The organism is Mycobacterium paraintracellulare (assembly GCF_000276825.1).
GTDB lineage: Bacteria > Actinomycetota > Actinomycetes > Mycobacteriales > Mycobacteriaceae > Mycobacterium > Mycobacterium intracellulare.
Genome location: NC_016948.1, coordinates 1,633,289 through 1,652,727, shown reverse-complemented (window position 1 = coordinate 1,652,727; position 19,439 = coordinate 1,633,289). Strand labels below are relative to the sequence as shown.

The window sequence follows — 19,439 nt, the reverse complement described above, 5'->3', positions numbered from 1 at the left end:
CGCCAGCGTGCCGCGGCAGTTCAAACCGAGGAGGACGAAGTTTTGCGCATCGGGAAGATAACGATCGGCTCACTCGATGATTGGACGCTGACGCCGGGCTCGGTCACCTCATGGCACCCGACCGCCGCGGCCGCCGAAAAGGCACGACAAGCCCCGGTCAGCTCGGTGCCGGTCAGTTACATGCAGGGCCAACACCTTCGCAACTACCGCGACCGCACGGCCGCCGGGCTGAATTTCTCACGGCAGATCATCGCCACCTGTGAGGTCGCCGGGACGTGCGACATCGCCGCCATGAACCACGCCGTCAACACCTACCTGCGCCGGCACGACACCTTCCGCAGTTGGTTCGAGGACACCGGTGACGGGGAGTTCATCAGGCACACCATCGGCGATCCCGCCGACATCGAATTCGCGCCGGTTGAACACGGCGAGATGACGGCTGAGGAAATTCATGCTCACGTGGTGGCCATACCGAATCCGCTGGAATGGGGCTGCTTCACGTTCGGAATTATCCAGAGCGAGAACCATTTCACGTTCTTTGCGGCCATGGATCATGTCCACGGGGACGCGACATTGATCGGCACCACGATGATGGAGGCCAACGGCATGTACACGGCGTTGAGCGGGGGCGGTGAGGCCCTTACTCTTCCCGATGCCGGCAGCTTCGACGATTTCTGCATCCGCGAACGCGAATACACGTCGACGTTGACTCTTGATTCGCCTGAGGTGCGCGCGTGGATTGACTTCGCCGAGAACAATAATGGGGGCTTTCCCGAATTTCCGCTGCCGCTGGGTAACCCGCAGGAATCCAGTAGGAGCGACATGACGTCCGAACTGTTGATGGACGACGCGCAGACGGAGCGATTCGAATCGGCCTGCGCGGCGGCCGGCGCGCGCTTTGTCGGGGGCCTGTTCGCCTGCCTCGCCCTGGTGGAGCACGAATTCACCGGCGCCCTGACGTATTACGGTCTCACTCCCCGGGATTCACGCAAAGCCACCGACAATTTCATGACGCAGGGTTGGTTTACCGGCTTGATTCCGATCACCGTGCCGATAGCCGCCGCCTCTTTCGGCGACGCCGCATGGGCGGCGCAGGCTTCTTTCGATAACAGCCTGGACATGGCAAAGGTGCCCTACTACCGCGTGTTGGAACTGGCGCCGTGGCTGAGCTGGCCGCAGCCAAACTTTCCGGTGTCGAACTTCTTTCACGGCGGCGCCGCCCCCCTCAACGCCATTCTTGCCGCCGCCGACCTGGGACTCGCAAACAATATCGGGATCTACCCGGACGGCCGGTATTCACATCAGCTGACCATTTACATATTCCGGTACGGCGAGGGCACGGTCATGGCGATTATGCATCCCGACAACCCGGTCGCCCGGAAATCGGTTGTCCGCTATATGGAAGCGATGAAGTCGGTCTGTGTGCGGGTCGCCGGCAGCGGGAGCTGGGGGCGCGTCGCGTAGCGTGGAGCACTTCGATGGCACGTGATGCGAAATCGCGTGGTTTGACCGGGCCCGGTCGAGGGCGGCTGAGTTGCCGCCGACCGGGGGTGAGGGCGGTATGCGACGGCTAGCCGATTTTGTGGTGCGGTGGCCCTGGGCAGTGATCGGGATCTGGGTCGCGATTGCGGTCGCGCTGCCGCTGACCTTCCCATCGCTCGGCGAGATGGCCGAGAAGCACCCGCTCGCCATCCTGCCCAGCGACGCGCCATCGAGCGTCACGGCCCGAAAGATGACCGAGGCGTTTCACGAGGCGGGCTCGGAAAACCTCCTGCTGGTGGTCCTGACCAACGACAAGGGTCTGGGCCCCGCCGACGAAGCCACCTACCGCACACTGGTGGACACGCTGCGGCAGGACACGCGAGATGTGTTGATGCTGCAGGATTTCGTCAGCACACCGGCCCTGCGCTCGGCCGTGACCAGCAAAGACCACAAGGCCTGGGTGCTCCCGGTCGGCGTTGCGGGCGAGCTGGGCACTCCCAGCTCGTATGCCGCGTTCAACCGGATCGACGGCATCGTCCAACGCGTCGTCAGCGGCACGCCGCTGACGGTCAACCTGACCGGCCCCGCGGCGACCGTCGCCGACCTCACGGTCGCCGGCGCTCGGGATCGGATGCCCATCGAGCTGGCGATCGCGGTTCTGGTGCTCGTCGTCCTGCTGATGATCTACCGTAGCGCGGTCACCATGCTGCTGCCGTTGCTGAGCATCGGCACATCCCTGGTCATCGCCCAGGCGGTGGTAGCGGGCTACTCCCAACTGACCGGGTCGGGCGTCTCAAACCAGTCCGTCGTCTTCCTCAGCGCCATAATGGCCGGCGCCGGAACGGATTACGCGGTCTTCCTCATCAGCCGGTATCACGACTATTTGCGGTCGGGTGCGAATTCCGATGAGGCGGTACAGCGTGCGATGTTCTCGATCGGCAAAGTGATCGCCGCATCCGCCGCCACCGTCGGCATCACGTTTCTCCTCATCAGCTTCGCCCGGATGGGCGTGTTCAAAACGGTCGGGGCGTCGGCGGCGATCGGGATCGGTGTGGCATTCCTCGCCGCGGTGACGTTACTGCCGGCGATCCTGGTGCTTGCGGGGCGACGCGGCTGGGTCAAACCCCGGCGCGAACTGACCACACGATTCTGGCGGCGTTCGGGCATCCGCATCGTGCGCCGACCGAAGGTCAATCTGATTGCCAGTGTGCTGGTGTTGATCGTCCTGGCCAGCTGCGCCGGCCTGGTGCGCTACAACTACGACGATCGCAAGGCCCTGCGGACTTCGGCGCCGAGCTCCATCGGGTACGCCGCGCTGGATCGCCATTTCCCGGTGAATCAGTCCATTCCGCAATACATCCTGGTCCAATCGCCGCATGACCTGCGCACGCCCAAGGCCCTCGCGGACCTGGAACAGATGGCGGACCGGGTCAGCCAACTGCCGAATGTTGCTGCCGTCAGCGGCATCACGCGCCCGACCGGCAATGTGCCGGAACAATTCCGGGCGACGTATCAGGCCGGTGCCATCGGCACCCTGCTGGCGGACGGGTCCACCCTGATCAAAGATCACACAGGCGACCTCAACCGGTTGGTCGCCGGCGCGGGCACGCTGGCCGACAACCTCGGCAACGTGCGAGGCCAGGTCGTCCAGCTCGCCGCGAGTGTGCAGGAACTGGAGAGCGCCTTCGCGTCGGCGAAGAACCAGTACAGCGGCGACGCGCTGGTGAAACAGGTCGACCTCACGGCCCAGCTCGTCGACCATGTCAACGCGATCAGCAATTCCATGGGTTGGAACTTCTCGGCGGCCAAGAACGTCTTCGCCTGGATAGGCCCGGTGCTGGCGGCGCTGCAGGGCAACCCGCGATGCGATGCCGATCCGTCGTGCAGCGACACCCGCGGGGCGTTCGAGCAACTGGTCGGCCCGCAAAACCAAGCGGACCTCGATGCGATCAACGAGTTGGCCCATCGACTGCAGGAGTCCCCGGACAAACGGACGCTCAAGGCGTCGACCGACCGCGTGCGCGCCTCGCTGGCCAAGCTCACCAAGGTGTTGCACTCCATGGGGTTGGACAAACCCGGTGGCATGCAAACGAATCTGAACACTGTGCAAGACGGCGCGAACCGATTGGCCGGTGGCAGCCGCCAGGTGGCCGACGCCGTTGCTCAACTCGTCGACCAACTCAAGCAGCTCGGTAGCGGACTCAACGAGTCGGCGGCGTTTCTGTTGTCACTGAAACGCGATGCGGCACATCCGGCAATGGCCGGGTTCAATATCCCGCCCCAGCTGCTGCAATTGGAGCAGTTTCAGAAGGCGGCCAAGGTCTTCATTTCGCCGGACGGCCACTCGGTGCGGTATTTGGTTCAAACCAAACTGAATCCGTTCAGCACGGAAGCCATGGATCAGGTCAACGCGATCATCGCGGCGGCTCGTGGAGCGCAGCCGAATACCGCGTTGGCGGACGCCACCGTGTCGATGGCCGGATATACCGTCGCGCTGAAGGACACGCGTGACTACTACCAGCACGATATCCGGTTCATCATCGCGGTGACGCTCATCGTCGTCCTTTTAACCTTGATCGCCCTGCTGCGCGCGGTTGTCGCGCCGCTGTATCTGGTTGCTTCCGTGGTCATTTCGTATTTGTCGGCGGTGGGCATCGGCGTGCTGGTATTTCAATATCTATTGGGCCAGCAATTGCATTGGAGTGTGCCCCCGCTGGCATTCGTGGTGTTGGTCGCGGTGGGGGCCGACTACAACATGCTGCTCGTCTCGCGAATGCGCGAGGAGTCTGGACACAGCATGCGTTACGGCATCATCCGGACGCTGGGCTCGACGGGCGGCGTGATCACCGCGGCGGGTCTGATCTTTGCGGCCTCGATGTGTGGCCTTTTGTTCTCCAGCATCAGCACCGTGGTCCAGGGCGGTTTCGTGATCGGGGTGGGCATATTGCTGGACACCTTCTTGGTGCGCACCATCACCGTTCCCGCCATCGCCGCGCTGGTCGGACGGGCGAACTGGTGGCCGTCACAGGGGGGCGTGCCGTCGCCAAAACCGTCACTGGATGGACGCGCCGAGCCGCGGCCCGGTTAGCACCTGCACATGATGTATGTGAGACTACGAGGCGAATTCGAGCGGTCAGGAGTAGGGATGAAGAAACTACTCGCGGGAGTGACGGCGCTGGTAACCGTCGGTGCCACAGGGTGTTTCGGCGTCAATACCGCGACCGCCGACGAGTCGCCCATCGGCGGTCCGCCGACTCCGGGGGCCCCGGGCGACCAGACTGCGTTCGCGCTCGGCGGCGCTCACGTTCTGGGCATCCCCTACGACGAGTACATCCGTCAGGAGGGCGCCCAATGGTTCCCCGGTCAGAAGCGCGAAATCGTCCGTTACCCGGCGGGCCAGGTTCAGGGGCACGTGCTGGAGCGGCTCTTCCCGGGCATCGGCAAGCTCGATGAGCAGTTCCCGGGGCTGGGCGCGGACGGCCCCAGCGTCGGCGAGTCGGTGGACGTGGGAATCGACAACCTCGATGCGGCGATCCGCACCGGCCGCCCGGGTACGGCGATCGGCTTGTCGGAGGGCGCGTTCGTGGTCGACGGCGTGCAGGCTCGGCTGGCGAACGACCCGACCGCTCCCCCGCCCGACAAGCTCAACTTCGCCACGTTCGGCGATCCGATCGGGCGTCACGCCTTCGGTCAGAGTTTCCTGACCGCCATGTTCCCGGTCGGCAGCGTCGTCCCCGCGCTCGACTACACCATGCCGCCGCCGTATGAGAGCCAGTACGACACAAACAGGTTCGTGGCCGCGTACGACTCGATCGCGGACTTCCCCGACCGGCCGGACAACATGTTCGCGCTCGCCAACACGCTGCTCGGCCTCGCCACCGGTCACACGGCGGTGGCCTTCACGAACCCGAGCATGGTGCCGCCGCAGAACATCAGGACGACGATCAACTCCAGGGGCGCGAAAGACACGACGATCATGGTTCCGGAAAAGCACCTTCCGCTGGTCATGCCGCTGAAATACGTCGGGATTGACGAGGACACGCTGAACAAGCTCGACGCGATCCTGATTCCCCGCGTGAATGCGGGCTACTCGCGAAACGACGACCCGTCGACCGCCCCGGTTCAGGTGGACCCGGTGCACGGCTTCGACCCGGCGGAGGTCACCGCGCCGGCCAACCAGGCGACCTTCGGCGGCGACGCCGACCCGCTCTCGCAGATCCTCGCCGGTGCCACGTCCGTGTTCTCGCACGGCGCAAGCGAAGTTACCGACTGAGCGCGCCTATGTCTCAGTCGTCGATCCTCGCCATGCTGCACGGACGCGCCAGCCTGCGGCCCCACGACGTTGCCTACACGTTCACCGACTACCAGCACGACTGGGACGGTGTGCGCGAGACGCTCACGTGGTCGCAAGTCTCGCGCCGCACACTCAATGTGGCACGGGACCTCGGCCCGCACGGGTCGGTCGGCGACAGGGCGGTGATCCTGGCGCCCCAGGGCCTGGATTACATCGCGGCGTTCCTGGGGTCTATGCAGGCCGGGCTCATCGCCGTGCCGCTGCCGCTGCCGCATCGCGGTTCCAGTGATGCGCGGGTCAGCGCGGTCCTCGCCGACACGTCGCCGTCGGTGGTTCTCACGACGTCCGACGTCGCGGAGGATGTCGCCGAATACGTCGACCGGGCACGCATGGACGATGTCCCCAAGATCGTCGAAATCGATTCGATGAACCTCGATGTCGAGGGCGAAGCAAACGTTCCGACGGATGATTTGCCGACCGTCGCGTATTTGCAGTACAGCTCGGGTTCGACCCGAACGCCGACCGGGGTGATGATTTCGCATCGAAACCTCGAGGCCAATTTCGAACAGCTGATGCGCAGCTTCTTCGTGGACTTCGGAACCAAGTTTCCGACCGAGGCCACGATCGTGTCGTGGTTGCCCTTCTACCACGACATGGGTCTGGTGCTGGGCGTCTGCGCGCCCATCCTGAGCGGCCACCGCGCCGAGCTGACGAGTCCGGTCGCGTTCTTGGAGAGGCCGGCCAGGTGGATGCGAACGCTGGCCGAACATCCGCACACCTGGTCGTCGGCGCCCAACTTCGCCTTCGACCTGGCCGCCCGCAAGACCACCGACAAAGACCTGGCCGGCCTGGACCTCGGCGACGTGCTGGGCATCATCAGCGGCGCGGAGCGTGTCGAGGCGGCCACCCTGCACCGTTTCGTGGATCGGTTCGCGCACTTCAATTTCCGGGACCACATGATGCGTCCCTCATACGGCTTGGCCGAGGCGACCGTCTTCGTGGCGACCGGCACGTGGAGTGAATCCGCGCCGGCGGGCCACTTCGACGCCGAAGAGCTCGGGGCGGGCCGCGTTCGGCCGTGCGCACCCGGAAGGGGAACGGCGACCGCGAAAGCGACGGCGCTCGTCAAGTACCGCGTGCCGCAGTCGCCCATGCTCCGGATCGTCGACAGCGACACGAGCCGCGAATGCCCGCCCGACGCGGTCGGCGAGATCTGGGTGCACGGCGAGAACGTCGCCGACGGATACTGGCGCAAAACGCCGGCCGAGCAGCGATGCTTCGGCGCCACGCTCGTCGACCCGTCACCGGGGACGCCCGACGGTCCCTGGCTGAGGACCGGCGACCTGGGTTTCATCCACTCCGGCGAGCTGTTCATTGTCGGCCGCATGAAGGACCTGCTGATCATCCGCGGGCGCAACCACTATCCCGAGGACATCGAGGCGACGGTCCAAGAGATCACGGGTGGTCGGGTCGCGGCGATCTCGGTGCCGGTGAACAGCACCGAGAAGCTGGTCACGGTCATCGAGCTGAAGAAGCGTGGCGATTCCAGCGGGGAGACCCACGACGTCAGGCACTGGCTCACCTCCATCAAAACCGACGTCACCTCGGCGATTTCCAATAACCACGGCGTGAATGTCGGGGACCTCGTCCTGGTACCGCCCGGGTCCATTCCGACCACGACAAGCGGCAAGATCCGGCGCGCCGCCTGCGTGGAGCAGTACAGCCAGCACCAATTCGCCCGTTTGGACGCCTGAGCCCGCCCGGTGGACGCGCGCGCGCCTGCCGGTAGCGCGCTTCGCATAATGGTTCCACCCCCGCAGCGGCAAAGGAGCCACGATGAGCGCAACCAGCACTGACCGTCCCCTACGCGTCATCCAGTGGACGACCGGGAACATCGGGCGGCGCTCGCTGCACGCCATCATCGGGCGGCCCGACATGGAACTCGTCGGCGTGTACGCCCACGGCGAGGAGAAGGTCGGGGTCGACGCCGCCGAATTGGCGGGCTGGCCGGAGCCGACCGGGGTGCAGGCCACTAACGACATCGACGCGCTGATCGCCCTGGGCGCCGACGCGTGTTGCTACAACCCGTTGTGGCCCGACATCGACGAGCTGGTGCGGCTGCTGGAATCGGGGGTCAACGTGTGCACCAGCGCGGCCTGGATCACCGGCGGCAAGCAGACGCCGCAGGACCGCAAGCGAATCGAAGACGCCTGCCGACGCGGCAATTCGACGATCTTCGGCAGCGGCGCGCACCCGGGCATGACCAACATGGTCGGCATGGTGCTGTCCGCCTCGTGCGAGCGCGTCGACGAGATTCGCATCACCGAGTCGGTGGACTGCTCGACCTACGAATCGGCCGAAACCCAAACCGCCATGGGGTTCTCGCAAGACCCCGACACCCCGGGGCTGGCCGACAGTGTGCGCCGGGAGAGCGAGGTCTTCGCCGAGTCGGCCGCGATGATGGCCGACGCGATCGGCGCGAAGCTGGACAAGATGACCTTCGACGTCACGTTCACCGCGGCGACCGGCGACTCGGATCTGGGGTTCATGAAGATTCCCGCCGGAACCGTCGGCAGCGTCTACGGCTACCACCGCGGCTGGGTCGGCGATCGCAACGTCGTCAGCGTCGGGTTCAACTGGACCATGGGCAACCATGTCGTCCCGCCCAAACCACTCGAGCACGGGCACGTCATTCAGGTGTTCGGCCTGCCCAACATGCGCACGGTTCTGCACTGCCTGCCGCCCAAGGACTGGACGGAGCCCGGGTTCATGGGATTGGGAATGATCTACACCGCGATGCCGGTGACCAACGCCGTCCCGGCGGTGGTGGCGGCCAGGCCGGGCATCGTGACGCTGGCGGATTTGCCGCCGGTCACCGGCCGGCTCGCCCGATAGGGCCTATGCCGTTCGCCACAGCCGGCCGCCCCAGGAGGAACGCTTGCGTGCACTATGGTTAGGATGCCTAGCTGAGCAAATTTTCCGTTGACATCGATGTCGTCGGCGATGGTTGGTGAGCTTTGCGGCGAGGCCCGAAGCGGTGGGCGAAAGGCGGTCGGGTGATGGCTGATCCGAAATCAAGTCCTCGCCCCGGTGTCTTGACCCGCGTGCTGCAAAAGGCGTGGATCCCGCTGCTGCTGGTGGTCGTTTTGGCTTTGTCTGCACTCGTGGTGTCACGGCTGCACAAGCTCTTCGGCTCGGAAGATCTCAACGCGAACGCCGGCAAGGGGATCGAAATCGTGCAGTTCAACCCGAAGGTCGTCGTCTACGAGATTTCCGGCGCCCCGGGCACCACGGCAAACATCAACTATTGGGACGAGAACGCCAACACGCATCAGGTCGACAACGCGCCGCTGCCGTGGTCGACGACGATCTCGACCACGTTGCCCTCGGTGAGCGCCAACATCATGGCGCAAAGCAACGGCCCCACGATCAACTGCAAGATCACCGTGGACGGCGTCGTCCGCGACAACCAGAACTCCGACGGCCATAACGCCCAGACCTTCTGCCTGGTGAAGTCCGCATGAGCAATGTGAACAACGAGACCGATTCCGGCGCCAGAAGCGCCGAAGACGACGCAGCCACCGGCCCGATCAGCACTCGCGGCCTGTCGAAGGCCGAGCGCGGCCACCGCCCCTACCTCCCCCACGCGATCCGCATCTTTGCGATCCCGATCATCCTGGGCTGGTTAGTGATCACCGTCTTGGTGAACGTCCTGGTCCCCTCCCTGGAAGTGGTCGGCGAGGCGCATTCGGCGCCGATGACTCCCCTGGACGCGCCGTCGATGAAGGCGATGATGCGGCTGGGCAGTAACTTCCACGAATTCAACTCGAACAGCACCGTGATGATCGTCCTGGAGGGTCAGCAGCCGCTGGGCCCGGACGCGCACAAGTACTACGACAAGCTGATCCGAGACCTGCGCAAGGATCCCGCGCACATCCAGCACATCCAGGACTTCTGGGGCGACCGCCTGACCGCTGCGGGAGCGCAGAGCGCCGACGCCAAGGGCGCGTACGTGCAGGTGAACCTCGCCGGTAATCAGGGCACCACGCAGGCCAACGACTCCGTGGACGCCGTCCGCAAGGTGATCGATGAGAACAAGGCGCCACCCGGCGTGAAGGCCTATGTCACCGGCCCCGCGGCGCTATCCGACGACATGCACATCATCGGTAACGCCAGCCTGGCCAAGATCACGCTGTTCACTCTGGGCGCGATCGCGATCATGCTGCTGCTGGTCTACCGGTCGATCGTCACGACGCTGATCCAGCTTTTCATGACCTTCGTGGCGCTGGCGTGTGCGCGGGGCGTCGTCGCGGTTCTGGCCTATAACAACGCATTCGGGCTCACCACGTTCGCCGCCAACATCCTCACCATGCTGGCGATCGCCGCGGGAACTGACTACGGCATCTTCCTCGTCGGGCGATATCAAGAAGCGTTGGCCGCCGGTGAGGACCGAGAAACGGCTTACTACACCACATTCAAGGGCGTCGCCCCGGTCGTCCTGGGCTCCGGACTGACGATCGCGGGAGCGACCTACTGCCTGAGTTTTACCCGCCTGCCCTGGTTCAACACCATGGGCGCGCCGGTGGCGATCGGCATGCTGGTCGTGGTGCTCGCCGGGCTTTCCCTCGGCCCCGCGGTCGTCTTCGTCGGCAGTCGCTTCCACTTCTTCGAAAGGCAGGCGAAGCGAGGGCGACTGTGGCGCCGGGTGGGCACCGCGGTAGTGCGTTGGCCCGCACCGATTTTGGCCGTCAGCGCCGCCATCGTCCTGGTCGGCATGGTGGCACTGCCGGGCTTCAAGCCCAGCTACAACGACCGTCACTACCTGCCGTTGTCAGCCCCCGCCAATCAAGGGCAAGAAGCCGCGAATCGGCACTTCTCCGAGGCCCGGATGAACCCCGACTTGTTGATGGTCGAATCCAACCATGACATGCGAAACCCGGCCGACATGCTGGTATTGGACCGGGTGGCGAAAAACGAGATGCGCACGCTCGGCATCGCCATGGTTCAGGACATCACCAGGCCGCTGGGCATCCCGATTCAGCACAGCTCGATTCCGTTCCAGAACAGCGTCCAGAGCCAGACGACGATGCAGAACATGGGCTTTCTCAAGGAGCGCATGAACGACATCCTCAAAATGGCTGATGACTTGCAGACCCAAATCGACACCACGCAGCGCCAGTACGAGGTGTCGCTCGATTTGGCCAACGCCGCCGACGACAGCGCCAAGACCACGCAGGTGACGTCGCAGATCACCGACAGCCTGCGCGACCACATCGCCGATTTCGACGACACGTTCCGGCCGGTCCGCACGTACTTCTACTGGGAGAAGCACTGCTACGACATTCCCGTGTGCATCGGGCTGCGATCTTTGTTCGACACGTTCGACGGGTTCGACCAATTGGCCGAGCAGTTCCACTATTTGACGACCGACATCACGCACACCGCCAAAGCGTCACGCGACCTGACCGAGCTGTTTCCCACGCTGATCGCCACTTTGAAAACGACCAGAGGCATCACGCTGACGCTCTATCAGACGTTCAAGGCGATGATCGACCAGATGGAGGCGATGAGCAACACCGGGATCGTCATGGGTCAGAGCTTTGATCAGTCGAAGAACGACGACTTCTTCTACCTGCCACCAGAAGCCTTTGACAACCCCGACTTCCAGACGGGTCTGCGCATGTTCTTGTCGCCGGACGGTAAGTCGGCGCGATTCTTCATCACCCACCAGGACGATCCGATGACGCCGGAGGGAATCGAACGGGTGGCGGCCGAACGCACCGCCGCGCAGGAGGCGCTGAAGCAATCCTCGCTGGCCGACGCCAAGGTGTATCTCGGCGGAACCGCCGCGACGTTCAAGGACATGGCTGACGGTGAGAAGTACGACCTGATGATCGCCGTCATCGCGTCACTGACGCTGATCTTCATGATCATGCTGCTGCTGACCCGAAGCGTGGTGGCCGCGCTGGTCATCGTCGGCACCGCTGCCAGCTCGATCGCGGCGTCTTTCGGTCTGTCCGTGCTGATTTGGCAGGATTTGTTCGGCATCAATATCCACTGGATCGTGATGGCGCTGGCGGTCATCATCCTGTTGGCCGTGGGATCCGACTACAACCTGCTGCTGGTGTCCCGGTTCAGGGAAGAGATCCATCACGGCCTCAAGACCGGGATCATTCGGTCGATGGCCGGGACCGGTGGGGTGGTGACGGCCGCGGGTCTGGTGTTCGCGTTCACCATGGCGTCCATGCTGGGGAGCGATCTGCGCGTGCTCGGTCAGTTCGGGTCGACGGTCTGCATCGGTCTGCTGCTCGACACGCTGATCGTGCGCACACTGCTGATGCCGTCGATCGCTACCCTGCTCGGGCGGTGGTTCTGGTGGCCGCAGGTTGTTCACCCGCGCGGCGACAACGCGCGACGGCCGGTCAGCGCCTAGGCCGATGGTGGCGACCCGCAGCGCCCGGCTACGCCGCGCTTGCGATCGCCACTAAGCTTCGGCGAGCGCCACGCTCACCGCGACCGCGCCCGCGCCGACGTGCAGCGCCAGCACCGGTCCCAGCTCGGTGACGATCGCGGGCTCACACGCCGGTAGCCGCTTGCCCAGCGCCGTCGCCACCTCGGTGGCGCCGTCCGGGTTGTTGACGTGGTGCACCGCCAGGGCTGCGGTGCCGTCGCCGACGACCTGGCAGACCCGGTCGATCATCGCCTCCGTCGCGTGACTGATAGTCCGGACCCGTTGGGCCAGAACGAGTTTCCCGTCATCGATACGCAACAACGGTTTGAGCGCCAACGCGGTGCCCAGCCAGGCCTTGGCGCCCCCGATGCGGCCGCTGCGGCGCAGGTTGTCCAGCCGGTGCACCACGATGAAGGCGTGTCCGCGGGCCACGGCCTCGCGGGCAGCATCCGCGACGGTGTTCAGGTCACCGCCCGTGGCCGCCGCCCGGGCGGCGGCCAGGGCAACGAATCCGGTGCCCATCGCCGCCGATTTGGAGTCGATGACCCGCACGTTGGGATCCAGGTCGGCCGCGGTGCGCTCGGCGGCCCGGCAGGTTCCCGACAGCGCCGACGAAATGTGCACGGCCACCACACCATCGGCGCCGCTGTCGGCCAGCGCCTGTTGGTACGCGTCGGCGAGTTCGGCCGGGGTCGCCGCCGCGGTGGTCGCCGCCAGCTTGTGGATGTCACCCGGAATGTCGTCCACGCCGTCACGCAGGTCGGTGCCGTCGAGCAGGATGTGCAGGGGCACAACACGTATCCCCCACTTGTCGAGCAGGTCGGCCGGCAGACGGGCCGACGAGTCGGTCACCACCACGACAGTCACGAGCGCTACCCGCGGGGTTTCTCGTTCGAGATGCCGGCCTCGGCGAGCGCCTTGAGCATCAGCTCCGCGACCGCCTGGTGGGCCTCGAAATTCCAATGGATTCCGTCGGGGTTTCCCCGTCCGTTCATCACGTGTTCTGCGACAGCGGCTTTGAGATCGACCAGCGGTACATCGTGGCTTTGCGCCCACGCGGTGATGGCGGCCACGGTCCCCGCCCGACCGTGGTGGGCCCGGCCGTAGGTGTCGGCGATGTGCACCGACGGCAGCGAGGCCACGATCGGGATCCCGGGGCGGTTGAAATCGATTGCCCCACGAGTCTGTTCGAGATAGTCGGCGCTCAGGTGCGGCGGCAGGGCGGGCCTGGCCACCGGGGAGAGCCTGGGCTGCAGCCACCCGTAGCCGTCGCGCACCCACCGTCGCAGCCACGGCGGTCGCACGTAGCGGATCAGCTCACGCAGCGCGGTGGGCAGCACCGACGGCAGCGAATCCATGCCGCCGGTGGCGAAGATGACGGCTCCCGCGCGCGGTAGCGCCGCCCACGCCCGCGGGTCCTGGGTTGCCGCCCACCAGACGTCCCGACACGTCCAGCCGATGCGACCGATCAGTTCCACATCCCAATCCAATTGGGCGGCAACGATGTTCGGCCAGATGCGGGGATCGTCGGCTGGTAGGCCGCCGGTGGGGCCATAGTAGGCCAGCGAGTCGGCGAAGATCAGCAGTGTGGGACGTTGTTCAGAGGACATCGTTGGACACCTGTGCCGAGGCGTTCCATACGTCCAGACGCCAGCGGATGCTCTCGAATTCGTCGTCCTCGTCGCCGGAATGGCCGGAAAGCTGAACCCAGCTGGCGTTGCCCATGCCACCCAGAACCGGCCAGTTGCCGACGGGAAGCTTCAACAACGCGGCCGACAGCGCGGCGATCAGCCCGCCGTGGGCCACCAGCACCACCGGGCGGTCCGGCCCGTCGGGATCACCCCATTCCGGCTCGGCGGCGGCCAGTTCGGCGACCAACGGCACGCTGCGCGCCGCGACGTCCACCCGGCTTTCGCCGCCATGCGGGGCCCAGGTGGCGTCTTCGCGCCAGGCCAATCGGGCGCCGGGGGCCTGCGCGTCGACCTCGGTATGGGTCAATCCCTGCCAGTCACCCAGATGCGTCTCCCGCAGCCGCTGATCCACCCGGATCGCCAAGCCGGTCACCTCCCCCAGCCTGACCGCGGTGTCGTAGGCGCGATGCAGGTCCGACGACACGATCAGCAACGGCTGCACCTTGCCCAGCACCTCGGCGGCGGCGATGGCCTGCGCCCGTCCGAGTTCGCTGAGTTCGGAATCCAGCTGGCCCTGCATCCGGCTGCCGGCGTTGAACTCGGTTTGCCCGTGCCGCAACATGATCAGCCGACGAATCTTCATTGCGCGCTCGAGTCTTCGGAGTCCCCGCCGCGCTCGTCCAGGTCCACCGGCACCACCGGGCAGTCGCTCCACAACCGGTCCAGGGCATAGAAGTCGCGGTCGTCCTGGTGCTGAATGTGGACGACGATGTCGCGATAGTCCAGCAGCGTCCAGCGGCCTTCGCGGGTGCCCTCGCGCCGCGCGGGTTTGTAGCCCGCCTTGCGCATTTTCTCCTCGACCTCGTCGACGATGGCGTTGACCTGTCGCTCGTTGGACGCCGAGGCGATCACGAAGCAGTCGGTGATGGCGAGCTGGGCGGAGACGTCGATGACGACGACGTCGTCGGCGAGCTTCGCGGCGGCGGCGCCGGCGGCCACCGTCGCCATGTCGATGGCTTCCCGCGTGGCGCTCACCTGGGCTCCTCGCCGCCCGGCTTGCTGTAGAGCCGCCGCTTGGAGACGTACTGCACGACGCCGTCGGGCATCAGGTACCACAGCGGACGGTGCTCCTCGGCGCGGCGGCGGCAGTCGGTCGACGAAATCGCCAGCGCCGGAATCTCGACGAGCGTCAACGCGTCATCGGCGAGCTCGCCCAGGACGCCGGTGATGTGGTCGTGGCTCAACTCGTAGCCGGGGCGGCTGACGCCGACGAAGCGGGCCAGGTCGAACAGTTCCTCCCAGCCTTGCCAGGACAGGATGGATTCCAGCGCGTCGGCGCCGGTGATGAAGAACAGCTGGGAATCCGGGTTCAGCGCGCGCAGGTCGCGCAGCGTGTCCTTGGTATAGGTGGGGCCGGCGCGGTCGATGTCGACCCGGCTCACCGAGAACCGGGGATTGGACGCCGTGGCGATCACCGTCATCAGATAGCGGTCCTCGGCGGCGGAGACGTCGCGGTCCTTCTGCCAGGGCTGGCCGCTGGGCACGAACACGACTTGGTCGAGGTCGAACAGGTCGGCGACCTCACTGGCGGCAACCAGGTGGCCGTAATGGATGGGGTCGAACGTCCCACCCATCACTCCTAACCTGCGAAGCTGCTTTTGCACGATGTGCCAGCTTACTTGAGGCGGTGATCAGGGCCTGTCCGAGCTGTCGTCACATGCGCCCCATCAGTCCCCGCTCGGGGTCGCATGCCTTGTGCCCACCTCCGAGCGACAACACCGGAGGCGGGCCGGCTTGTCGCTCGGAGGTGGGCGCAAGCAGTGTCGTCTCGGACGGAGACTGCCGTGACTGGTGTGACAAGAGGTGCGGCCAGGACCTCCCACGGGCAGCCGTGGCCTCACACGGGCAGCAGCGACCTCACACGGGCAGCAGCTGGTCGATCACCGCGGCCAACTGCTTGGCGGACCGGCATTCGTGCATGGCGATGACCTCTTGATAGCGCGGCACCGCCGAGTCGCCGCTTCCCCACAGATGCTTGGGCTCGGGGTTCAGCCAGTGTGCGTGCCGGCTGGCGGTCACCATGTGCGACAGCAGCTCGGTTTCCGGGTTGCGGTAGTTGGTGCGGCCATCCCCCAGCACCAACAGCGAGGTGCGCGGGGAGAGCACGTTCGGGAACGCCTGCACGAAAGACGCAAACGCGTTGCCGTAGTCGGAATGGCCGTCGCGGCTGTAGACGCCCGACTCGCGGGTGATCCGCTGGATGGCCACGGCCAGGTCGGCCTCGGGCCCGAACATGTGGGTCACTTCGTCGGTGGTGTCGATGAACGCGAACACGCGAACGCGCGAGAACTGTTGGCGCAGAGCGTGTACCAGAAGCAGGGTGAAGTGACTGAAGCCGGCGACCGAGCCGGAGACGTCGCACAGCACCACCAGTTCGGGCCGGGCGGGGCGCGGCTTGGCCAGCACCACGTCGATCGGCACCCCGCCCGTGGACATCGACTTGCGCAGCGTCTTGCGGAGATCGATCGACCCGGCGCGGCTGCGCCGCCGGCGCGCGGCCAGCCGGGTCGCCAGGGTCCGCGCCAACGGCGCGACCACCCGGCGCATCTGGCGCAGCTGCTCGCCGGAGGCGCGCAGGAATTCGACGTTCTCGGAAAGCTGGGGTATGCCGTACATCTGGACGTGATCGCGGCCCAGTTGCTCCGCGGTCCGCCGCTTGGTCTCAGCGTCGACCATCTTGCGCAGCTGGGTGATCCGCTGCGCCGCAAGGGCTTTGGCGATCTCCTCCTGTGTGGGTGTGGGTTCGTCGCCGTAGGAGGCGAGCAGCCCGGCCAGCAGCTTGCCCTCGAGTTCGTCCAGGGCCATCGCCTTGAGCGCCTGGTAGGACGAGAAGGACGGGCCCCGGCTGGAACTGTATTTCCCGTAGGCCTCTACGATGCGGGCGATCATCGCCACCAGGCGCTCGTCCATGTCGGCCAGATCGGGGTTGTCGGCCAGCAGATCCAGCAGCATCTGGCGCATCGCCTCGACGTCGTCGGGTGGCAACGCGTTGTCGTCTGGGGTGTCGTCGGCCTCGTCCTCGGCGACCACCGCGCGCGCGCCCAGCGCCGCCGGGAACCACAGGTCGAACATGGCGTCATACGTTTCGCGATGATCCGACCGGCGCAACACCGCGCACGCGATCCCCTCGCGCAGCACCTCGCGGTTGCCCAGACCGAGGGTGGCCATCACCCGGCCGGCGTCCACCGTCTCCGACGGGCCGACCGAAATCCCCGCTGCCCGAAGCGCTTCCACGAAGCCGACCAGGTGCCCGGGCAGCCCGTGCGGGGCGAGCGGCCGGGAGGGGCGTATGCGGCGGGCGGCCATGGCGGTGTTCCTAGTTAAGCCGCAGCTCGCCGGCCGCGCGCTGTTGGTCGGATTGATGCTTGAGCACCACGCCCAGTGTGGCGGCGACGACCGCGTCGTCGATGGTGTCCAGGCCCAGCGCGAGCAGCGTGCGGCCCCAGTCGATGGTCTCGGCGATGGACGGCACCTTCTTGAGTTGCATCCCGCGCAGCACGCCGATGATGCGCACCAGCTCCTCGGCCAGGTGTGCGGGCAGCTCGGGAACGCGGGACAACAGGATGCGGCGTTCCAAATCGGGGCTGGGAAAGTCGATGTGCAGGAACAGGCAGCGACGCTTGAGCGCCTCGGACAGTTCGCGGGTCGCGTTGGAGGTCAGCACCACCAGGGGCGTGCGCTCGGCGGTGATCGTGCCCAGTTCGGGCACGGTCACGGCGAAGTCGGACAACACCTCCAGCAGCAGGCCCTCGATCTCGATGTCGGCCTTGTCGGTCTCGTCGATGAGCAGCACCGTGGGCTCGGTGCGCCGAATGGCGGTCAGCAGCGGACGCTGCAGCAGGAACTCCTCGCTGAACACGTCGTCCTTGGTCTGGTCCCAGTCCCCGGAGCCGGCCTGGATGCGCAAAATCTGCTTGGCGTGGTTCCATTCGTAGAGCGCGCGGGCCTCGTCGACCCCCTCGTAGCACTGCAGGCGCACCAGGCCCGACCCCGTGGCCTGGGCCACGGCGCGGGCCAATTCGGTCTTGCCCACGCCGGCCGGGCCCTCCACCAACAACGGCTTGCCGAGGCGGTCGGCCAGGAACACGGCCGTCGCGGTGGCGGTGTCGGGCAGGTAGCCGGTCTCGGCCAACCGCCGCGAGACGTCGTCGATGTCCTCGAACAGCGGCTTTGACCGGGCGGGCACACTCACAATCGGTTCTCCTAAAACGCTTTCTGCACGGGGATCTCAGGCCGGACGCGTCTGTCCGTCTCCCCACGCGATCCATTTGGTCGAGGTCAGTTCGGGCAGCCCCATGGGACCGCGGGCGTGCAATTTCTGGGTGGAGATGCCGATTTCGGCTCCGAAACCGAATTGCTCCCCGTCGGTGAACGCCGTGGACGCGTTCACCATCACCGCCGCGGCGTCGATAGCGTCGGTAAACCGTTGCGCCGCAGCCATATTGGTGGTCACGATGGCCTCGGTGTGGCCGGTGCCGTACTCGTTGATGTGGGCGATCGCGGCGTCGATACCGTCGACCACCGCCACCGCGATGTCCATCGACAAGTACTCGCGCCGCAGATCGTCCTCGTGTGCGTCCTGGGAAAAGCCCCCATGCACGGTCACGCCGGCGTCTTGCAGGGCGGTCACCAGACGCGGCAACGCCTCCTCGGCGATCGTGGCGTCGACGAGCAGCGTCTCCGCGGCGTTGCAGACGCTCGGCCGACGCGTCTTGGAATTCAGCAGGATCCGCTCCGCGACGTCCAGATCGGCGCCCTCGTGGACGTATACGTGACAATTGCCGACCCCGGTTTCGATCGTGGGCACCTGCGCGTCGCGGACCACTGCGTTGATCAGGTTGGCTCCGCCGCGCGGGATCACCACGTCGACCAGGCCACGCGCCTGGATCAGATGCGTCACCGTGGCGCGGTCGTCGGACGAAAGCAGCTGCACCGCATCGGCCGGCAGGTCCTCGCTGACCAGCGACGCCCGCAACACCTGCACCAGCGCCTGGTTGGACCGGGTCGCCGACGAGCTGCCGCGTAACAGCACGGCGTTGCCGGACTTCAACGCCAAGCCGAACGCGTCGACGGTCACGTTGGGTCGGCCCTCGTAGATCATTCCGACGACGCCGAGCGGGACCCGCTGCTGGCGCAGCTGCAGCCCGTTCGGCAGCGTGTAGCCGCGCAACACCTCCCCGACGGGATCGGGGAGCCCGGCGACCTGACGCAGGCCCGCCGCGATGCCCTCAACTCGCTTGGTATCCAAGGCCAGTCGGTCGAGCATCGCGGTCGGCGTTCCGGCGGCGCGGGCGGCCTCGACGTCTTCGGCGTTGGCGGACAGGATCAATTCCGCGTGGGCGGTGACGGCGTCGGCCGCCGAGCGCAGCGCTTGGTCTTTGGCGACGGTCGGCAACAATGCCAGCACACGGGAGGCGACGCGGGCGCGGCGGGCGGCGTCGTGCACCTCCCGGCGCAAATCAGGCTCCCGCTGTTGGGCCGCTCCGCTGCGCAATGGTGCCTGCAGACTCATTGAACCAGG

At 66.1% G+C, this 19,439-nt stretch carries 15 protein-coding genes; 7 read left to right on the top strand and 8 right to left on the bottom strand.

Features of this window, described 5'->3' with window-relative positions; all coding sequences use genetic code 11:
- The first annotated feature begins 42 nt into the window (after positions 1 to 42).
- The 7 genes from OCQ_RS07820 to OCQ_RS07790 all read left to right on the top strand — a co-directional run bounded on the left by OCQ_RS07820 (position 43) and on the right by OCQ_RS07790 (position 12,209).
- Positions 43 to 1,464, top strand: a complete 1,422-nt coding sequence (locus OCQ_RS07820) for a condensation domain-containing protein (RefSeq protein ID WP_014384183.1) — start codon at positions 43 to 45, stop codon at positions 1,462 to 1,464.
- Positions 1,465 to 1,561: 97 nt separating this feature from the next.
- A complete protein-coding gene (locus OCQ_RS07815; protein ID WP_014384182.1) occupies positions 1,562 to 4,570 on the top strand; it encodes an MMPL/RND family transporter in 3,009 nt (1,002 codons plus the stop codon).
- Between the two features lie 57 nt (positions 4,571 to 4,627).
- Complete coding sequence (pe, locus tag OCQ_RS07810) at positions 4,628 to 5,755, top strand: acyltransferase PE (protein ID WP_009953593.1); 1,128 nt, start codon at positions 4,628 to 4,630, stop codon at positions 5,753 to 5,755.
- Between the two features lie 8 nt (positions 5,756 to 5,763).
- Entirely contained in the window at positions 5,764 to 7,530 is a 1,767-nt protein-coding gene (locus OCQ_RS07805) for an AMP-binding protein (protein WP_014384181.1), read from the top strand.
- Between the two features lie 82 nt (positions 7,531 to 7,612).
- Complete coding sequence (locus tag OCQ_RS07800; protein WP_014384180.1) at positions 7,613 to 8,671, top strand: NAD(P)H-dependent amine dehydrogenase family protein; 1,059 nt, start codon at positions 7,613 to 7,615, stop codon at positions 8,669 to 8,671.
- Positions 8,672 to 8,835: 164 nt separating this feature from the next.
- Positions 8,836 to 9,300 carry an MmpS family transport accessory protein gene (locus OCQ_RS07795; protein WP_172417500.1) on the top strand — a complete coding sequence of 155 codons (465 nt, stop codon included), beginning with the start codon at positions 8,836 to 8,838 and terminating at the stop codon, positions 9,298 to 9,300.
- Positions 9,297 to 12,209, top strand: coding sequence for an MMPL/RND family transporter (locus OCQ_RS07790; RefSeq protein WP_009953589.1), 2,913 nt, complete (start codon positions 9,297 to 9,299; stop codon positions 12,207 to 12,209). The genes OCQ_RS07795 and OCQ_RS07790 overlap by 4 nt, the downstream gene beginning before the upstream one ends.
- 51 nt (positions 12,210 to 12,260) lie before the next feature.
- On the opposite strand, the gene OCQ_RS07785 is transcribed toward OCQ_RS07790, so the two are convergent.
- The 8 genes from OCQ_RS07785 to OCQ_RS07750 form a co-directional block, all read right to left on the bottom strand.
- Positions 12,261 to 13,094 (bottom strand): DegV family protein, encoded by an 834-nt coding sequence (locus OCQ_RS07785; protein WP_014711134.1) that lies wholly within the window; start codon positions 13,092 to 13,094, stop codon positions 12,261 to 12,263.
- Between the two features lie 5 nt (positions 13,095 to 13,099).
- A complete protein-coding gene (gene octT / locus OCQ_RS07780; RefSeq protein WP_008255242.1) occupies positions 13,100 to 13,837 on the bottom strand; it encodes a diglucosylglycerate octanoyltransferase in 738 nt (245 codons plus the stop codon).
- Complete coding sequence (gene gpgP, locus OCQ_RS07775) at positions 13,827 to 14,501, bottom strand: glucosyl-3-phosphoglycerate phosphatase (protein ID WP_008255240.1); 675 nt, start codon at positions 14,499 to 14,501, stop codon at positions 13,827 to 13,829. Before gpgP ends, octT begins: the two co-directional genes overlap by 11 nt.
- The gene (rsfS, locus tag OCQ_RS07770) at positions 14,498 to 14,893 is read right to left on the bottom strand and encodes a ribosome silencing factor (protein WP_008255239.1); all 396 of its coding nucleotides are present in this window, start codon (positions 14,891 to 14,893) and stop codon (positions 14,498 to 14,500) included. The genes gpgP and rsfS overlap by 4 nt, the downstream gene beginning before the upstream one ends.
- Entirely contained in the window at positions 14,890 to 15,492 is a 603-nt protein-coding gene (gene nadD / locus OCQ_RS07765; protein WP_009953587.1) for a nicotinate-nucleotide adenylyltransferase, read from the bottom strand. The genes rsfS and nadD overlap by 4 nt, the downstream gene beginning before the upstream one ends.
- Positions 15,493 to 15,775: 283 nt before the next feature.
- Entirely contained in the window at positions 15,776 to 17,224 is a 1,449-nt protein-coding gene (locus OCQ_RS07760; RefSeq protein WP_009953585.1) for a vWA domain-containing protein, read from the bottom strand.
- A gap of 10 nt (positions 17,225 to 17,234) precedes the next feature.
- Positions 17,235 to 18,110, bottom strand: a complete 876-nt coding sequence (locus OCQ_RS07755) for an AAA family ATPase (protein ID WP_008255233.1) — start codon at positions 18,108 to 18,110, stop codon at positions 17,235 to 17,237.
- A gap of 36 nt (positions 18,111 to 18,146) precedes the next feature.
- On the bottom strand, positions 18,147 to 19,430 hold the full coding sequence (locus OCQ_RS07750) for a glutamate-5-semialdehyde dehydrogenase (RefSeq protein WP_026071540.1): 1,284 nt from the start codon (positions 19,428 to 19,430) through the stop codon (positions 18,147 to 18,149).
- Positions 19,431 to 19,439 lie beyond the last annotated feature (9 nt).

What these genes read in the sequence shown, in the direction of transcription:
- OCQ_RS07805 (WP_014384181.1), top strand. Translation starts at nt 5,764, where the DNA reads ATGTCTCAGTCGTCGATCCTCGCCATGCTGCACGGACGCGCCAGCCTG.
- OCQ_RS07795 (WP_172417500.1), top strand. Translation starts at nt 8,836, where the DNA reads ATGGCTGATCCGAAATCAAGTCCTCGCCCCGGTGTCTTGACCCGCGTG.
- octT (WP_008255242.1), bottom strand. Translation starts at nt 13,837, where the DNA reads ATGTCCTCTGAACAACGTCCCACACTGCTGATCTTCGCCGACTCGCTG.
- nadD (WP_009953587.1), bottom strand. Translation starts at nt 15,492, where the DNA reads ATGGGTGGGACGTTCGACCCCATCCATTACGGCCACCTGGTTGCCGCC.
- OCQ_RS07750 (WP_026071540.1), bottom strand. Translation starts at nt 19,430, where the DNA reads ATGAGTCTGCAGGCACCATTGCGCAGCGGAGCGGCCCAACAGCGGGAG.
- pe (WP_009953593.1), top strand. Translation starts at nt 4,628, where the DNA reads ATGAAGAAACTACTCGCGGGAGTGACGGCGCTGGTAACCGTCGGTGCC.
- OCQ_RS07800 (WP_014384180.1), top strand. Translation starts at nt 7,613, where the DNA reads ATGAGCGCAACCAGCACTGACCGTCCCCTACGCGTCATCCAGTGGACG.
- gpgP (WP_008255240.1), bottom strand. Translation starts at nt 14,501, where the DNA reads ATGAAGATTCGTCGGCTGATCATGTTGCGGCACGGGCAAACCGAGTTC.
- OCQ_RS07815 (WP_014384182.1), top strand. Translation starts at nt 1,562, where the DNA reads ATGCGACGGCTAGCCGATTTTGTGGTGCGGTGGCCCTGGGCAGTGATC.
- OCQ_RS07760 (WP_009953585.1), bottom strand. Translation starts at nt 17,224, where the DNA reads ATGGCCGCCCGCCGCATACGCCCCTCCCGGCCGCTCGCCCCGCACGGG.
- OCQ_RS07790 (WP_009953589.1), top strand. Translation starts at nt 9,297, where the DNA reads ATGAGCAATGTGAACAACGAGACCGATTCCGGCGCCAGAAGCGCCGAA.